This window comes from Acinetobacter sp. M5A5_2a (genome assembly GCF_053345265.1).
In genome coordinates this window covers 216,363-233,285 of the sequence record NZ_JBKEZV010000008.1, presented here as the reverse complement: position 1 = coordinate 233,285, position 16,923 = coordinate 216,363, and the positions used below count along the sequence as shown (strand labels likewise).

The 16,923-nt window shown below is 40.5% G+C and carries 14 protein-coding genes; 12 read left to right on the top strand and 2 right to left on the bottom strand.

Going from position 1 to position 16,923, the window contains the following annotated elements:
* Positions 1-162 precede the first annotated feature (162 nt).
* Entirely contained in the window at positions 163-264 is a 102-nt protein-coding gene (locus ACLBWE_RS11665) for a hypothetical protein (protein ID WP_447602994.1), read from the top strand.
* A gap of 14 nt (positions 265-278) precedes the next feature.
* On the opposite strand, the gene ACLBWE_RS11660 is transcribed toward ACLBWE_RS11665, so the two are convergent.
* Both ACLBWE_RS11660 and ACLBWE_RS11655 read right to left on the bottom strand, forming a co-directional pair.
* Positions 279-1,301 (bottom strand): ABC transporter substrate-binding protein, encoded by a 1,023-nt coding sequence (locus tag ACLBWE_RS11660; RefSeq protein ID WP_447602992.1) that lies wholly within the window; start codon positions 1,299-1,301, stop codon positions 279-281.
* The gene (locus ACLBWE_RS11655; protein WP_003652246.1) at positions 1,302-1,892 is read right to left on the bottom strand and encodes an ANTAR domain-containing response regulator; all 591 of its coding nucleotides are present in this window, start codon (positions 1,890-1,892) and stop codon (positions 1,302-1,304) included.
* 386 nt (positions 1,893-2,278) lie between these two features.
* Here ACLBWE_RS11655 and ACLBWE_RS11650 point away from each other — a divergent pair, with 386 nt between their 5' ends.
* The 11 genes from ACLBWE_RS11650 to ACLBWE_RS11600 all read left to right on the top strand — a co-directional run bounded on the left by ACLBWE_RS11650 (position 2,279) and on the right by ACLBWE_RS11600 (position 16,862).
* Entirely contained in the window at positions 2,279-2,620 is a 342-nt protein-coding gene (locus tag ACLBWE_RS11650; RefSeq protein WP_447602989.1) for a hypothetical protein, read from the top strand.
* Between the two features lie 11 nt (positions 2,621-2,631).
* On the top strand, positions 2,632-5,178 hold the full coding sequence (gene nirB, locus ACLBWE_RS11645) for a nitrite reductase large subunit NirB (protein WP_447602987.1): 2,547 nt from the start codon (positions 2,632-2,634) through the stop codon (positions 5,176-5,178).
* Positions 5,179-5,192: 14 nt separating this feature from the next.
* Complete coding sequence (gene nirD / locus ACLBWE_RS11640) at positions 5,193-6,815, top strand: nitrite reductase small subunit NirD (RefSeq protein ID WP_447602985.1); 1,623 nt, start codon at positions 5,193-5,195, stop codon at positions 6,813-6,815.
* Positions 6,816-6,833: 18 nt separating this feature from the next.
* On the top strand, positions 6,834-9,614 hold the full coding sequence (locus ACLBWE_RS11635; RefSeq protein WP_447602983.1) for a molybdopterin-dependent oxidoreductase: 2,781 nt from the start codon (positions 6,834-6,836) through the stop codon (positions 9,612-9,614).
* Positions 9,611-10,240 (top strand): molybdenum cofactor guanylyltransferase, encoded by a 630-nt coding sequence (gene mobA, locus ACLBWE_RS11630; protein WP_005039948.1) that lies wholly within the window; start codon positions 9,611-9,613, stop codon positions 10,238-10,240. The genes ACLBWE_RS11635 and mobA overlap by 4 nt, the downstream gene beginning before the upstream one ends.
* Before the next feature lie 151 nt (positions 10,241-10,391).
* Positions 10,392-12,665 (top strand): molybdopterin-dependent oxidoreductase, encoded by a 2,274-nt coding sequence (locus ACLBWE_RS11625; protein ID WP_447602980.1) that lies wholly within the window; start codon positions 10,392-10,394, stop codon positions 12,663-12,665.
* 227 nt (positions 12,666-12,892) lie between these two features.
* A complete protein-coding gene (gene moaA, locus ACLBWE_RS11620; protein ID WP_447602978.1) occupies positions 12,893-13,933 on the top strand; it encodes a GTP 3',8-cyclase MoaA in 1,041 nt (346 codons plus the stop codon).
* Positions 13,934-14,188 (top strand): MoaD/ThiS family protein, encoded by a 255-nt coding sequence (locus tag ACLBWE_RS11615; protein ID WP_003652232.1) that lies wholly within the window; start codon positions 13,934-13,936, stop codon positions 14,186-14,188.
* A 3-nt stretch (positions 14,189-14,191) separates the two neighbouring features.
* Entirely contained in the window at positions 14,192-14,680 is a 489-nt protein-coding gene (locus ACLBWE_RS11610; protein WP_004643135.1) for a molybdenum cofactor biosynthesis protein MoaE, read from the top strand.
* Positions 14,681-14,703: 23 nt separating this feature from the next.
* Positions 14,704-15,627, top strand: a complete 924-nt coding sequence (gene moaCB, locus ACLBWE_RS11605) for a bifunctional molybdenum cofactor biosynthesis protein MoaC/MoaB (protein WP_003652229.1) — start codon at positions 14,704-14,706, stop codon at positions 15,625-15,627.
* A complete protein-coding gene (locus tag ACLBWE_RS11600; RefSeq protein ID WP_447602975.1) occupies positions 15,627-16,862 on the top strand; it encodes a molybdopterin molybdotransferase MoeA in 1,236 nt (411 codons plus the stop codon). Before moaCB ends, ACLBWE_RS11600 begins: the two co-directional genes overlap by 1 nt.
* The last annotated feature ends 61 nt before the right edge of the window (positions 16,863-16,923 follow it).

Here is a 16,923-nt window from a genome sequence, read left to right as displayed (position 1 = left end):
GACCATATTTAATGCTTATAAAAAGAGCAATATTTAAGGGGACTTATTAAAATGTTAAAGCTGATTAAGTGAAATTGATGATGTGTCAGTTATTGATATGAAAATGTCTGAAAATGATACGTTTAGATGGATATGATCATGTCCATAAGCGCTATATTTTGAATGGATCAATTGAGTCCAAAAAGTATAGTAATGCGTGTTTCGCATTTTGTCTTATGGATCTTTCAAGCTGTCTTTTATATAAAAGACAGCTTTTTTTTGTAGATTGATAGGGTGTGTTAAACGAAATTAAGCTGCTTAGCTTGTTCATAAGCCGCAAGATTGATGCATTTATGACCCAGTGCATTGATTTGCGTTTGGTCTAGCTGAAGGTCATCCCACTTCTGCATTTGCTGAAAGAGCCAATAAAAGTCTTCTACTTTCGGAAGAGCGCTTTCTTTTACCAAATGACGGACAATATTCTGAATCATATAGTATTTGTCGACATGCACTTCTTCTGAGCAATGAAAACGAACAATTCCAAACTCGACCAATAATTTTAAAATTGGAGCAAAGTCTTCTAGTTCGCTAAGTTCTTGCTGAGCTTTCATAATTGCAGCGGTGAGTGCAACCAGCGTTTGTGGATGCTGTTCAGCCCATTCCTGTGTTACGGCTAAAACCTTGTCAGCCACAGGTGGGATAACGTTCTGGCTTGAGCAAATCATTTTACTTAAACCAAGAAGCTCGCCCTGAGTATTCCAAGGTTCTCCGACACAGAAACCATCAATCACATGCTTATCTAGTGCTTCGACCATATAAGGTGGTGGTAAGGTTTTAAGCTGAATCGATTGAGCGAGTTCAGGGTTTGCTAAAGCTAACCATTCTCTTAAACAATAATGATGAATGGAGTGCTTAAACACATGTGCTAAAGAAAGGGAATGACCTTGTTCAATGTAATGCACCACTTTTTGTGCCGTTACTTGAGCTGTATCATTTTCTTGAAGTTTAAGTTGATGTGTTAATTTTTGGCTTAAGCTGATAAATGCACGATTTTCACTTAAAACTAGCGAGGTTTGCAGTGGAGTACCAATTTGATCTGATCCTACTGCGGCCGCAGGTAACATTGCAGATAAGCAGTGAGCTGCATCTAATAAACCAAAAGCAAGGCGGTCGCGAAGACTTGCCCATGAAGCTTCTTTAACTAAAGTAACATCGAGCCCTACTTCGTCAAAGAAACCTCTTTGTTTTGCCCAAAGCAATGCAAGACAATCAAGCAAAGGAATATAGCCGAGTTGTAACTGAGTCTTTTCTAATGTGCTCATTTATTCATCCTTTAGTTGATTGCCAAGTAATTTTTGGGCGTCAAGTAAACGCCGCGCCATTTCCCCAATCGTAATGCGGTGGCTCATGGCATTTTTTCTGAGCAACTGGAATGCTGTATCTTCAGGAAGGCCATGGAGTTGCATAAGTAAAACTTTGGCTTTTTCAACATCTTTACGATCAGCGAGTTTAGTTTGAGCATCTTTTAAATCTCCTTCGAGCTTTTTGTGTTTTTTATATTGCTCAATGGAGATTTCTAAAATGGTATGTAAGCGGGCAGGATCTATGCCATCAACAATATAAGCAGTCACTCCCGCATCTATGGCTTGTTTGATTGTGTCTTTATCTGAATTTTTGGTGAACAGAACGGTAGGAAGGTCATAGCTACTGACACAGCTTTCAATAATGTCACGGTGCGGATGGTCCATATCAAGCAAGATCACATCAGCTTGTAAATGTTCGAGGCGAAAGATATTCAAGTGGTCCAAAGTAAGGCAAGCGACCACTTCAAAATCATTTTCAAGCAGACTTTTTCTTATATAGTCGGCTCGCGCATGATCATCATCAATAAGGGCTATTTTGAGTTTTGGCATAAGTTCAGAAAATCAGGCTAAGAAAATGCGCCAATTCGACGCGTTTTTTGTTATCAGTTTTTTAAGCAAGATTAATGCCATCGAAAACTAAAGAAAAAATCAAGCTTTAATGGCACTTTAGCATGCCAAAGTATGGGTCTGATCAATCTTGGTGCAAAAATACGATTCATTTTGTAGCAACACGTATTTTTATTTAAACCATATAAGTGTGCAGTGATAGAGCAGGCAAAATAAGACTTAATTCTTTATGCACACATTAAAAATCATTATCTATATGAAATTAAATATAAAAAATATTATCTTATTAAGTTTTTTAAATATTGGCATGCAAAGTGCTTACTTAATTACAGGTCGAAGACGACCATGAGTTTTAAAGACGGCCAACGATGTCCGTTCTGATCGAGTTTGTGAGTGCAACCGTACACACAAAGAAGTTACGTTCAGTCGGAGTGAAGGTCATGTCTTTATTTTTATTGCATAAAAAAGTTACATCTGAATTATTTAAATTTTCAGTTCCAGCGATGCGAGCCTTCTCTATGAGGGGGCTCGCTTTTTTTATTTCTTTTTATGACTTTGCTGTGCATTGGGCGTCGTCAACGAGTGAAAAATATTGGTTTCAAGCAGCTACATGCTTCGTGATGTTGATTCGCTTCTCGGTAGAGCACAAAGCAAAAGAACAACGTCTATTTGAGAACGCAATAACGCAGCTTAAAAGCAACGTGATTTGAGGAGAAACACTATGAAATTGGTAATGATTGGTCATGGTATGGTGGGCCACAAATTCATCGAAGCCATTTTAGAAAAAGCAGATGATGAACTGGAAATCACTATCCTCGCGGAAGAACCTCGTATCGCGTATGACCGCGTACATTTGACTGAATATTTTTCGGGGAAATCGGCAAAAGATTTATCTTTAGCTCGTTTTGACTTTGCTGATGCTCATGGCATAGACCTGCGTTTAAATACCAAAGCAACTGCAATTGATACTGCTGCACAAACAGTAACAACCAATCATGGCGATGTGATTAGCTATGACAAATTGGTGTTGGCAACAGGTTCGTATGCATTCGTTCCACCAATTTCGGGTAATGACCGTGAAAACTGCTTTGTTTACCGTACCATTGAAGACTTAGATGCGATTCGTGCAGCGAGCTTGAACGCTAAAACTGGTGTAGTCATTGGTGGTGGTTTGCTTGGTCTTGAAGCAGCTAAAGCGTTACGTGACCTAGATTTAGAGACACATGTTGTTGAGTTTGCTCCACGTTTGATGGCAGTTCAAATTGATGACTTGGGTGGTAAAGTTCTACGCCGTAAAATTGAAGATTTGGGTGTAAAAGTTCACACGCAAAAAGCGACTCAATGCATTGAATGCGGTGATAGCACAACACATGTCATGAAGTTTGCTGATGGTAGTGAACTTGAAGCAGATATCATTTTATTCTCGGCAGGCATTCGTCCACGTGATGAGTTAGCACGTAATAGTGGTCTGGCGATTGGCGAACGTGGCGGTATCGTGATTAATGATTACTGCCAAACCTCAGATAGCAACATTTACGCAATTGGTGAATGTGCGCTTTGGCAAAACAAAATCTACGGTTTAGTTGCACCGGGCTATGACATGGCACGTATTGCAGCAAAACATGTGCTAGCTGAAGAGTGTAATTCTTTTGCTGGTGCGGACATGAGCACCAAATTGAAATTGATGGGTGTTGATGTTGCATCTGTAGGTGACGCGCATGCAATGACTCCGGGTGCATTAAGCTACTTCTATACAGATGAGCATGCACTGGTTTATAAAAAGATTGTTGTAAATGCAGACAAAACTAAATTGCTTGGTGCGGTTTTAGTGGGCGATGCCAAAGAATATAACGACCTTTTACAAATGATGTTAAACGGTCTGGATTTACCGGAAGTGCCTGAAAGTTTAATCATGCCGGGCTTTGAGCAATCAGCAGGTAAATCAGGTGGTAGCGGTGTAGATTTACTTCCAGATAGCGCAACGATCTGTTCATGTAACAACGTATCAAAAGCGGACATTTGCCAAGCGATTAGCGATGGCTCGACTTCTTTAGGTGCATTGAAGAAATGCACCAAAGCAGCAACTGCATGTGGTGGTTGTGCACCATTAGTGACTCAAGTATTGAAATCTGAGTTACAACGTCAAGGTGTAACCGTTAACAACCACATTTGCGAACATTTCCCGTACTCACGTCAAGAGTTGTATCACTTGGTTCGTGTCAATGAAATCAAAACTTTTGACGACTTGATTGATCAACATGGTCATGGTTTAGGGTGTGATATCTGTAAACCTGCTGCTGCAAATATTTTGGCATCTTGCTGGAATGACTTCGTACTTGAACCAAGTCATGCCGGTCTGCAAGACAGTAACGACTACTACTTGGGTAACATCCAAAAAGATGGTTCTTACTCGGTCGTACCGCGTATGGCTGGCGGTGAAGTGACTCCGGATGGTTTGATTGCCATTGGTCAAATTGCCAAGAAATATAATCTGTATACCAAAATCACTGGTGGTCAACGTGTCGATATGTTCGGTGCACAAGTTCATGAGCTTCCATTCATTTGGGAAGAATTGAATGCTGCTGGTTTTGAATCGGGTCATGCATACGGTAAGTCATTACGTACCGTGAAATCTTGTGTCGGTAGCACTTGGTGTCGTTATGGTGTAGACAACTCAGTTGGTTTAGCGATTGAGCTTGAAAACCGCTACAAAGGTTTACGTTCACCACATAAATTAAAAATGGCAGTGTCTGGTTGTACGCGTGAGTGTGCGGAAGCACAAGGTAAAGACGTGGGTATTATCGCGACTGAAAAAGGTTGGAACCTTTATGTGTGTGGTAATGGTGGTATGAAACCGCGTCATGCAGAATTGCTCGCATCTGACCTCGATAAAGAGACATTAATTCGTTATATCGACCGTTTCTATATGTTCTACATCCAAACCGCAGACCGTTTACAACGTACTAGCGTATGGCGCGACAACATGGAAGGTGGTTTGGACTACCTTAAATCTGTGGTGGTTGATGATTCTCTTGGGTTGGCTGCTGAGCTTGAACGCCGTATGGAACATGTGATTGGCACATATCAAGATGAATGGCGTACTGCAGTAGAAAATCCTGAAGTTCGTAAACGTTTCCAAACTTATATCAATGCAAGTGCGAGTGAACAGGCCGATCCACACATTCAATTTACGACTGAACGCGGTCAAATCCGCCCATTATCAGATGTCGAGCGTTCAGAAGACCGTATTCCAATGGTTGAAGCATAAACAGGAGAATTTCTATGAATATTGTACAAGACAAAAATATGCTTCCTGATGATCAATGGATTGATGTGTGTGCACTAGATGATTTAACCCCAAACACTGGCGCTGGTGCGCTAGTAGGTGATCAAGCGGTAGCAATCTTCCGAGTTGGACATGAAAAACGCGTTTATGTGTTAAGCAATAAAGATCCGTTTAGCCAAGCAAATGTGATGAGCCGCGGCATTATTGGTGATTTACAAGGTGAGCGTGTAATTGCGTCACCAATTTATAAACAACATTTTAGTTTAGCAACAGGTCGTTGTTTAGAAGATAAAGATCAAAAACTTTCAGTTTATCCAAGCAAAATTGTTGATGGTCGTGTTTTGATCAATCCTGCGCCACAAAAAACTTATATTACCAATACAGGTGTGTCTCAAGACAAACTCAAACTGGTCCTGATTGGTAATGGTTTAGCAGGTATGCGTTGCCTAGAAGATTTACTTGATATGGCACCAGATCGTTATGAAGTCACGGTGATTGGTGAAGAACCTTGGGGTAACTACAACCGTATTATGTTATCTCCGGTTTTATCTGGTGAAAAAACCATTGAAGACATTATGCTGCACCCACCAAAATGGTATAGCGATAAAGGCATCAAATTTATTGCAGGCGACAAAGCTGTAAAAATTGATCGCCCACGTAAAGTGGTTTACACCGAAAAGGAACAAACAGTTGATTATGACCGTTTGATCTTGGCAACAGGTTCGGCGCCATTTATTCCACCAGTCCAAGGAGTGGATTTAAAGGGTGTTTTAACCTTCCGTGATATTTATGACGTTAACACCATGATTGAGTACTGCGGTTCAAAAACCAATGCAGTAGTGATTGGTGGTGGTTTACTTGGTTTGGAAGCAGCTTATGGTTTAAAGCAACGTGGTATGAACGTGACAGTATTGCATTTGATGGACCGTATTATGGAGCGTCAACTCGACGGCCGTGCGAGTCAGTTACTGCGTCATAGCATTGAACAAAAAGGTATTAACATTATTACCGAAGCCAATACAGAAGCATTGGTAGGTGATGAAAATGGTCATGTAAAACAGATTCGACTAAAAGACGGTACTGTTTTAGATGCTGACCTTGTGGTCTTTGCAGTTGGTATCCGACCAAATATTAGCTTGGCACAAAGTGCGGGTTTACGCTGTAACCGCGGCGTATTGGTGAATGACACTATGCAAACCTTTGACCCAAGTATTTATGCTGTGGGTGAGTGTATTGAACACCGTGGACAAACATTTGGTTTGGTTGAGCCATTATGGGGCCAAGCCTTTATTTGTGCGACGCACTTGGCTGAGCATGGTAGTTTGACCTTTAAGGCACCGACTGTACCGACCCAGTTAAAAGTCAGTGGTGTCGATGTATTCTCTGCGGGCAATTTTGAACCTAAAGATGATTATGAGGACATTATCCTGAACGATGAAAAACGCCAGATTTACAAACGCATTATCATTCAAAGCGATCGGGTAATTGGTGCAGTATTGTTTGGTGATACTGAAGATGGTATGTGGTATGCAGAGTTAATCGCAGATCAAACCCCTGTTTCTTCATTCAGAAATAAACTGTTATTTGGTCGAGATTTTGCATTAAAAAATGCAGGCTAAATAGGGAAAGGAGCAGTTATGAACAGTATTCCAAGCGTTGAAATCGATAGCTCCGATCATGTGGCAAAAACAATTAAAACAACATGTCCATATTGTGGTGTTGGTTGCGGTGTCAGTGTACACGTTCAACAAAAACCTCAAGGGCCTGTGGTTCAAGTTGAGGGGGATGCCGAGCATCCTTCCAACTTTGGACGCTTATGCATTAAAGGTAGCCGTCTTGCGGATACTTTGGGGTTAGAAACACGTGTTTTACAGCCAATGATGGGACGTAAGTCTCATCGGACTGTAACTACATGGGACGATGCAATCGATAAGATTGCCGATAAATTTCAGTCGTGTATCGATAAATATGGTCGTGACAGCATCGCTTTTTATGTTTCAGGACAATTGCTTACTGAAGACTATTATGTTGTTAATAAATTTGTAAAAGGCTATTTAGGTACAGCCAACATCGACACCAACTCGCGTCTTTGTATGTCATCAGCGGTGGCTGGACATAAACGTAGCTTTGGTGAAGATCTTGTACCAGCAAGCTATGAAGATTTTGAACACGCAGACATGGTGGTATTGGTAGGTTCCAATACTGCATGGTGTCATCCGGTACTTTATCAACGGATTATGCAGGCAAAGAGCCAAAATCCAGATATGTTTGTGGTGGTGATTGACCCCCGCTTTACCAGTACATGTGAACAAGCCGATTTACATTTGCCGATTTTACCGGGTCAAGATGTCGCCTTGTTTAATGGCTTATTTCAATACTTATATCAAAATGGTCATGCCGATCAGGCGTTTGTAGATACCTATACCGAAGGCCTACAAGAAGTTTTGGCGAGCAGTCAGCCAGAAATTGATATGGAGTATGTGGCAAAGCGGACAGGAATTGCGCTAGATAAGTTACAGCAGTTCTTTGAGAAATTTGCTCAGACAGAAAAAGTGGTAACCCTATTTTCAATGGGTGTGAATCAATCTACTCAGGGTGTAAATAAAGCCAATAGCATTATTAACTGTCATTTATTGACCGGAAAAATTGGCAAACTGGGTGCAGCACCGTTTTCAATGACAGGGCAACCTAATGCGATGGGTGGACGAGAAGTGGGTGGCTTGGCAAATATGCTAGCAGCTCACATGGATTTAGATAACCCACTGCATCAAAAAGTCGTGCAAACCTTTTGGGATAGCCCATTTATTGCTAATCAAGCGGGTTTAAAAGCAGTTGATTTGTTCCGTGCTGTTGAATCAGGAAAAATTAAAGCCATCTGGATTATGGCAACTAATCCAGTTGTGAGTTTGCCAGATGCAGACCAAGTCAAACGTGCATTAGAAAAATGCGAGCTGGTCGTGGTGTCAGATATTTGTGCAGATACAGATACGACAGCATATGCTGATATTTTACTTCCTGCTTTAGGTTGGGGAGAAAAAGACGGTACTGTAACTAACTCTGAACGCCGTATCTCTCGTCAGCGTGCTTTCCTACCTGCTCCAGGTGAAGCAAAAGCAGACTGGTGGTCAGTGAGCCAAGTTGCGAAAAAATTAGGCTTTAATGGTTTTGACTTTGCGGGGCCTAGTGACATCTTTAATGAGCATGCGGCACTATCGGCACAAGATAATGTAGATATAGATGCGCGTGAAGAAAGTAGTATTTTTCGTTATTTTAATCTTAAAGGTCTGATGAACTTAAATGCTGCTGAGTACGATGCTCTGCAACCTCTACAATGGCCAGTGTGGGATAAAACCCAAGATGCTAAAGCCGTTCAGCAACTATTTGGCAAGGGCCAATTTAGTTATAAAAATGCGAAGGCAAAACTGATTCCAACGGTCGCAATTGATCCGGTTCATGCAGTTTCAGAAGACTATCCACTCATTTTGAACACTGGCCGTATTCGTGATCAGTGGCATACCATGACCCGTACTGGTTTGTCGTCAAACTTAACCAGTCACCGTGCAGAACCATTCTGTGAGATTCATCCGAGCGATGCGCTAAAGTTTGGTGTGCGTGATCAAGGTTTGGTTGAAGTTCGTTCAAAGTGGGGCAGTTGTGTATTACGTGTGACATTCTCATCAGGTGTACGTCGTGGGCAAATTTTTGCACCGATTCACTGGACTGAACAAGTTGCTTCCGATGCCCGCATTGGTAAAGTCGTTAACCCAGAAGTTGATGCAATTTCAGGTGAGCCTGAGTTTAAACATACACCTGTCACCATTCAGCCGTTCTATACCACTTGGCAAGGGGTGCTCTATGTTCGTGAAGGATATGATTCGCATATCCAACAATCGCTACATCACTGTGCATGGTGGACTAAGGTCAAAATGGTTAAAACCAACCGTTATGAACTTGCAGACCGCCAAACTTTTCATGATACTCAAAAGAACCTGAAAAATTTCTTACCATTTGCCGATGAAACTTTTGAATGGTTAAGTATTGAAGATATCTCTTCACAACTGAGTCATAGCGTTATTTTGAAAGATGGCATTGTAATTGCAAGCTTATATATTGCACCGCCAGATTTATTGCCAGACCGTGATTGGGTGGCTAGTCTGTTTAAACGCGAACGTTTAAGTGCCTTGCACCGCAAAGCTTTGCTAGCAGGTATGCCGATGTCGGCTACTAATAATGATGGGCCTTTAGTGTGTAGTTGTTTTAAAGTAGGTAAGAATAAAATTATTGAAGCGATAAAAACACAAAACATTACCCATGAAAAACAGGTCACTGCTTGTTTAAAAGCAGGTGGAAACTGTGGTTCATGTTTACCTGAAATCCGTGGCCTGATTAAAGCTTGCCAACAGGAGGTGGAAGTGTGAATAAGGGATATCCCGTAACTGATCTGGTCATTCTGGCGGGTGGACAAGCCCGCCGTATGAACGGTTTAAATAAGCTGTTGCAGCAATTTGATGGTGAACCCCAACTTCTTAAAATTCATCAGAAATTAAAATCATCGGTATCTGAACTTTGGGTCAATAGTCATCGCGACTACTCCATCTATCAAAGTATTGTGCCAGATATTAAATATTTTCAAGATGATGCTTCAGGTTTTCTCGGCCCACTGATGGGTATGAAAAGCGCATGGTCAAATGTAGAAGCAGACTATGTTTTATTTATTCCTTGTGATGTGACCTATATACCAACGCAAGTCGTTGCGAAATTGCATAGTGCGCTTCGGAAAAACAAACAAGCTCAAGCAGCTTATGTGTCAATTAATGGAGATGCCTTGTACCCATTTTGCTTGTTAAAGCGTGAAAGCCTAATCACGATAACAGAGCAAATTGAAAAACAACGATTAAGTTTGAAAGAGTGCTTTAAGCTTTTGCATGCACAAGTCGCCATATTTCAAAAACAAAATTTATTTTTTCATAGTATCAATTCTCTAGATGAGCTTCAGCAATACAAACAAATCACCGCATTTAAAGAAATTTTTACAGCAAATTAACGATGTATTTGAATAGCTTTTAAACTTACATTGGTCGTGCGAAAAACGTTTTTAATCTTTGTGCCGTTGACTATTTATTATATAAGTTCTATTTTGGAACTTGTTGTTTTAGTTCTATCCATATGCATAAAAATAAAGGGAGTCAATCGAAATGGTAGAAGCGCTAAAGGAAAACAAAACGGATGTTACCGCATGTATTTTGTGTTCAAGAAATTGCGGGTTAAGTGTCGAAATTAAAGATAATCAATTTGTCAAAATTAAAGGTAATCCTGAACATCCATTTTCACAAGGCTACATTTGTCAAAAAGCCGCAAGATTACAGCATTATCAGCAGCATGCAGACCGATTAACCACACCTTTGAAGCGTCAACTAGATGGTTCATTTCAAGAAATTAGTTGGGATAATGCCATACACGAAATTGCCGAGCGTTTAGTTCAGATTAGAGATAATTTTGGCGGTACCGCTTTTGCTTCTGTAGGAGGAGGCGGTCAAGGTAATCATCTTGGTGCAGCTTACGGGCGTCAACTTTTGCTAGCCATGAAAAGTTATTATGCTTACAACTCTCTTGCCCAAGAAAAAACGGGTGATTTTTGGCTTAATGGACGTTTATTTGGAAGTCAGGCCTGTCATACCACCGAAGATGTTGAATACGCTGATTATGTACTTTTTATTGGTACAAATCCGTTTCAGGCACATGGAATTCCAAATGCACGAGACACGCTAAAGCATATTAAAAAAGACCCCAATCGTACCATGGTGGTATTTGATCCGCGCGTTACCGAAACGGCCAAACAAGCAGATATTCATGTGCAGTTAAAACCAGGAACAGATGCTTTTTTAATGTCGGCCATGATTGCCATTATTATTAAAGAAAAGCTTTATGATGTAGCGTTTATTGAACAGCATACACAAGGGTTTGAAGAGGTAAAAACAGCTTTTAGCCATGTCCCGATTGAAGAATATACTGCAAAAGCTGATGTACCAGTCAATTTGATTTATCAAGTGGCTAGAGATTTTGCCAAGGCTAAAAGAGGCTGTGTGCGTATTGATTTAGGTATTCAGCATACTTTAAATACGACATTAAACGGATATTTAGAAAAACTACTGTATTTATTGACCGGAAACTTTGGAAAGCAAGGCACCAATAATTTACACACTATGTTCATTCCAATTTTAAGCGATACCGATGAAAGAAAATCGAAATATCGACGTAGTGTTTACCATAAAATGTTTCCGATCTCAGGTTTTTTCCCACCCAATATTTTACCTGACGAAATATTAAAAGCAGGCGAAAAACGAATTCGCGCAGTTTTTGTAGATAGCTGTAATCCCTTATTAACCTATCCAGATACACCTGCCTACGAAAAAGCATTTAAAGCATTAGATTTGTTGGTTGTGGTCGATGTTGCCATGACGGAAACAGCTAGATTTGCAGATTATATTTTGCCGGCCCATACTCAGTTTGAAAAATGGGAATTTACTGGGTTTAACTTGGAATTCCCTAAGAATGGTTTTCACCTAAGACATCCAGTATTCACTGCCCAAGGCAATACGTTACCCGAAGCAGAAATTTATACACGATTACTTGAAGCCATGCAGGCCATTCCTAAAAGCTTTCCAGTGTTAGAAAAAATAGCCGCGCTCGACTCGAAAAAAACAGCATATTTACCTTATCTGTCTGCTTTAGGTTTAACTTTTGCTCGACATAAAAAATACATTCCTTTTGCAGCTTCAATTCTCTATCGCACTTTAGGTAAACATTTAGAAAACTCAGCTGCTTCAGTTGCTTTTTTATTACCACTGTCTATTCAATATTCTGTTTTACATACTAAAGCTGTGCGCCGTGCAGGTTATAAAGGTAACCTTTTAACGTTAGGTGTTCGTTTGTTTGAGCAAATTTTAAATCAGCGTTCAGGTGTAGTGTTATCACAACATGAATATGACGAAGTCTGGAAACTGATCGCATATAAAGACAAAAAAATACGTCTGGCTATTCCCGAAATGTTGAGTGAGTTGGAAAATTTAAAAAATCATCAATTTAGTATAGAAGAGTTTCCTTTCATACTTTTGTCAGGGGAGCGCCGTAGCTATAACGCTAATCAGATTTACCGTGACCCTGCATGGCGAAAAGTAGATGCAGAAGGGGCTTTACGAATTCACCCTGAAGATGCAACAAACCTGAATGTAGCAGTAGGAGATCAACTCAAATGTATCTCACAACACGGAGAAATTCAGGTAACCGTAGATTTTGATGAGGGTATGCGAAAAGGTGTTGTGTCTCTTCCACATGGTTATGGCATGCGCTTTCAAGGTGGAGAGCCAATAGGGCCACAATTAAATCTTCTGGTGTCTGGTGAACATTGTGATCCTTTATCGAAAACACCGTACCATAAATATGTACCCATCCGTCTAGAAAAATGCTAGAAATAATGTAGGGCATACAAGAGATTGAAGTCGCACTAAATTTATACAGTTATAAAATTACAGTTGAAGTGGTGCGGCAAAAGATCTATTAAAAAGCTAAGAAGTTATGGATGATAAATAGAATTGGAACAAATTTTGCTTAACCAGCAGAGCACTATTGAAGAGCAAATTTCTATTTTAATTGCTCAGAAAAAGTGCCAGCAATATTTGAACTGTTCTCGATATGAGTGCAAATGATGAAACAATATCACTCTGAAAATACGCCTTTGGTTCTTCAAGACCAATATGGCCGTATAAAGCGAAAGTTACGTATTTCCGTAACTGACCGCTGTAATTTTAAGTGTGTATATTGCATGCCTGAACATCCTGAATGGTTAAATAAGCAAGATCTGCTTGGTTTTGAGGCACTCTTTCAATTTTGTCATTTTATGGTGCAACATGGTGTTGAGAGTATCCGCATTACAGGCGGCGAACCATTAATGCGTCAAGGCATTGTGCATTTTGTTCGTGAGTTACAAGCTTTGAAAGCGTTAGGCTTAAAACGTATTTCAATGACTACAAATGGGCATTACCTTGCAAAATACGCTAGGCAGTTAAAAGATGCGGGATTAGATGACCTAAATATTAGTTTAGACAGTCTTGATGCTATTCAGTTTAAAGAGCTAACCAAGAAAAAATTAGAACCTGTTCTCGAGGGTATTCAAGCTGCTAAAGATGTCGGATTACCATTCAAAATTAACTGCGTACTGATGAAAAATAAAAACGACGATCAGATCTTACCGATGGTTCAATGGTCAATCGCCAATCATATTCCTTTACGCTTTATTGAGTTTATGCCACTTGATGGCGATGCGCTTTGGTCAAGTAAAGATGTAGTGAGTGAGGCTGAAATTTTACAGGCTTTGCAACCCCATTATTCAGTACAGGTCGTCGAACAACAGCATGAGCCAGCACGCCAATATCTAATCAATAATAGCTACTCTCTTGGAATTATTTCCACAATCACTCATTCATTTTGCCATCAATGCGACCGTATACGGTTAACTGCACAAGGCGAACTCTACAACTGTTTATTTGCACCGCAAGGTCTAAATATTAAACCGCAGCTTCAATCATTATTACGTGCACGTACGACAGCTGATCATGCAATGTATATTCAACAGTTAACAGATATAGTTATGCCGTATATTTGGCACAAAGCTAAAGGCTTTCATGCCTTACAACATCAACAAACCCGTAAAATCAGTATGCATATGCTTGGGGGATAAATGCAGCAATCTATCCAAATTAAAATCGAAGCGTTTGGCGCAATTGAAAAATTGCTTCCTCAAAACCTTTCGTTGGTTTGTCCCAATCATATTTTGGTTAAAGATGTATTAGATGAAATTGTTTCATTACATCCAGAATCTACACAAGCCATGGAAAAATGTGCATGTGCGATTGGCGATAATGTCATAACGAGACAATCTGCTTTAAGTGAGCCATGTACATTGGTCTTATTGTCACCAGTTGCAGGAGGGTGAGTCATGCGAGATTTTGCACGTATACAAGAGCAGGCTTTAAGTTTAGATACTTTTGATCCTATCCAATCATTTCCTGAATGTGGTGGAATCGATATTTTTATAGGTACGGTTCGTAATCACCATGAGGGTAAAGCTGTTAAAGCGTTGAAATATACGTCATATAAGCCACTTTCTGAAAAAATGATACGTGAAATTGAACTGGAAATTGAGAAAAAGTATCAGGTATCTTATGTGCGGGTCGTTCATCGAATTGGTCATCTGGATGTAGGTGAGACAGCCATTATTGCGATTGCTTATGCAGCCCATCGCCGTGAAGCTTTTCAAGCATGTGAGGAAGCGGTTGAGCGAGTGAAGCATGAAGTGCCAGTTTTTAAAGAAGAGTTCTTTACAGACGGTACAAGTCATTATGTAGAAGGTTGTTGTATTCGCAAAGATGCGCCACAAGAACACAAGCATCACCACCATCATGCCGGCCATGAACACTCACACTGAAATATGCACCACTAGGATAAATAATGAAAAACGTAGGAATGAAGCCGGAAAGTTATCGTGTTGCTGAAGCACAAGCGATTTTATATGCGCCTCCACATTGTATTGAGCTATTAAGACAAGGGAACACCGAAAAAGGTGATGCATTAAAAACCGCACGTGTTGCAGGAATCTTGGCAGCCAAACGCACCGATGAGCTGATTCCTTTGTGTCATCCACTGCCAATTTATCGTGCAGATGTTGAATATGAACTAGAACATGATTTTGTAAAGATTATTACCGTGGTCGAAACCATTGGCCCTACTGGGGTAGAAATGGAAGCCCTCACGGCTGCAAGTCTTGCAGGTTTAACCATTTACGACATGTTGAAACCACATTGTGAGCCAGAAGAACTCTGGATGGATCAATGTAAACTGCTTAAGAAAAAGGGCGGGAAATCGCACTTTAAACGTGTTCTTCGTCAGCCCGTATCGGCAGCAGTCATTGTGTTATCCGACACCGTTGCAGCCGGTAGAAAACCCGATACCGCCGGAAAATCTGTGGTTGAAACTTTAACTGAAGCAGGGTTTGATCCGATTCATTATCAAATTTTGCCTGATGAAGCAGATGTTCTAAAAGATTTAGTGCTTGAGCTGAGTAAGTCATACGCATGCATTATGACGGTCGGTGGAACGGGAATTGGTAAGCGTGACATTACGGTTGATACGCTAGAGCCACTTCTTGAGCGTAAGCTAGATGGCTTAATGGAAGCTGCACGATCTTTTGGACAAAAACGCACGCCATATGCGGCAATGTCTCGCGGAGTAGCAGGTTTTATCGACCGTTCTCTAGTGGTGACTTTACCGGGAAGCCGTGGTGGAGCAAGCGAATCAATGGCTGCCATTTTACCAGCATTGGTCCATATTTTTGATGTGTGCCGTGATTTACCGCATCCGGGAGGATATGAGTAATGTCAGGTTGTGGTACAGAGCGTGGATTAATTAGTGTAGATGAAGCACTTGAGCTGATTGTTAAGCAGCCAAAAAAGTTGGGTTCGATAAACCAAGTTCTTCAAAACAGTCTAAGTAGATATCTCGCTAAAGAAATTTATTCAGAAATTAATCTGCCAAGCTTTTCTCAAAGTGCGGTAGATGGTTACGCACTTTGTAGCCATGCAGAAGATTTAAATAATCAAAAATTTCAGGTTACTGGTGAGATTCGTGCAGGAAGTGAGAGCCATGACAACCTTCATGAAGGTCAGGCTATTCGTATATTCACAGGCGGTAAAATTCCAGAAGGAACAACACATGTTGCTCGGCAGGAAATTGTATCGGTTCTTTCGGGCCAAGAAATTTGTTTAACTGAGCATATACGTCCTCAAGCTGATATTCGATTTACAGGTGAAGAAGTCCAGAAAGAACAATTGCTGGCACAAACAGGCCAATTTCTTAATATTGGAAGCTTGGCTGCTTTAAGTATGGCAGGTGTGCAAACTGTTGAAGTTTATCGTGCACCGAAAGTCGCTGTTTTGGTGACTGGTGATGAAGTTGCAGAAACGGCAGAAGATCTTGTCGACGGCAAAATCTTTGATGCAAATGGGCCATTATTAAAAGCTTGGTTTGAAGATTATGGCTTAAATATTAAACTGATTCATGTGGCAGATGAGGCAGAGCAAGTCACGCATTACTTTAATCAGTTAAAAGACAGCCATGATGTCATTATAACGACAGGTGGAGTCTCTGTAGGTGATTATGACTTTGTACGACCATGTGCTTTTGAGGTTGGTTTTGAACAAATCTTTTGGAAAGTAAAACAGAAACCTGGCAAGCCATTGTTCTTTGCTGAATATTCAAACCCAGAAACAGATCATTGTTGTTATTTGCTCGGTTTGCCGGGTAATCCCGCTGCGGTCTATGTGTCTATGCAGGTGTATGGTAAGGCATTGCTTGACACTTTGCAGGGAAATCAAGCAGGGCCGGAGTGGTTTAGTGCGATTTTAGATCATGATTTAAAAGAAGATGCGCGTGAACGTTTTTTACGAATGTATGCTTATTTTGAAAATGGACAGCTTAAAATAAAAAGTCTGGCAAAACAGCAATCGCACATGCTGAGTAATTTAATGCAGGCCAATTGTTTGGTTCGTATTCCGGCAGGTGCAAAACTAGAAGCAGGCAATATATTAAAGGGCGTATTTATTTCAAATTAATTATAAAAGATGGTAAATATGACTCATTATGAAAAATGAGTGGGTTATATTTATTTAGCAA

Bases quoted from the DNA above. Each gene is read 5' to 3' on its own strand.
- ACLBWE_RS11650 (WP_447602989.1), top strand. From the start codon at position 2,279: ATGTCCGTTCTGATCGAGTTTGTGAGTGCAACCGTACACACAAAGAAG.
- moaCB (WP_003652229.1), top strand. From the start codon at position 14,704: ATGAAAAACGTAGGAATGAAGCCGGAAAGTTATCGTGTTGCTGAAGCA.
- ACLBWE_RS11625 (WP_447602980.1), top strand. From the start codon at position 10,392: ATGGTAGAAGCGCTAAAGGAAAACAAAACGGATGTTACCGCATGTATT.
- ACLBWE_RS11665 (WP_447602994.1), top strand. From the start codon at position 163: ATGGATCAATTGAGTCCAAAAAGTATAGTAATGCGTGTTTCGCATTTT.
- nirB (WP_447602987.1), top strand. From the start codon at position 2,632: ATGAAATTGGTAATGATTGGTCATGGTATGGTGGGCCACAAATTCATC.
- ACLBWE_RS11635 (WP_447602983.1), top strand. From the start codon at position 6,834: ATGAACAGTATTCCAAGCGTTGAAATCGATAGCTCCGATCATGTGGCA.
- ACLBWE_RS11615 (WP_003652232.1), top strand. From the start codon at position 13,934: ATGCAGCAATCTATCCAAATTAAAATCGAAGCGTTTGGCGCAATTGAA.
- ACLBWE_RS11655 (WP_003652246.1), bottom strand. From the start codon at position 1,892: ATGCCAAAACTCAAAATAGCCCTTATTGATGATGATCATGCGCGAGCC.
- nirD (WP_447602985.1), top strand. From the start codon at position 5,193: ATGAATATTGTACAAGACAAAAATATGCTTCCTGATGATCAATGGATT.
- ACLBWE_RS11610 (WP_004643135.1), top strand. From the start codon at position 14,192: ATGCGAGATTTTGCACGTATACAAGAGCAGGCTTTAAGTTTAGATACT.
- ACLBWE_RS11660 (WP_447602992.1), bottom strand. From the start codon at position 1,301: ATGAGCACATTAGAAAAGACTCAGTTACAACTCGGCTATATTCCTTTG.
- ACLBWE_RS11600 (WP_447602975.1), top strand. From the start codon at position 15,627: ATGTCAGGTTGTGGTACAGAGCGTGGATTAATTAGTGTAGATGAAGCA.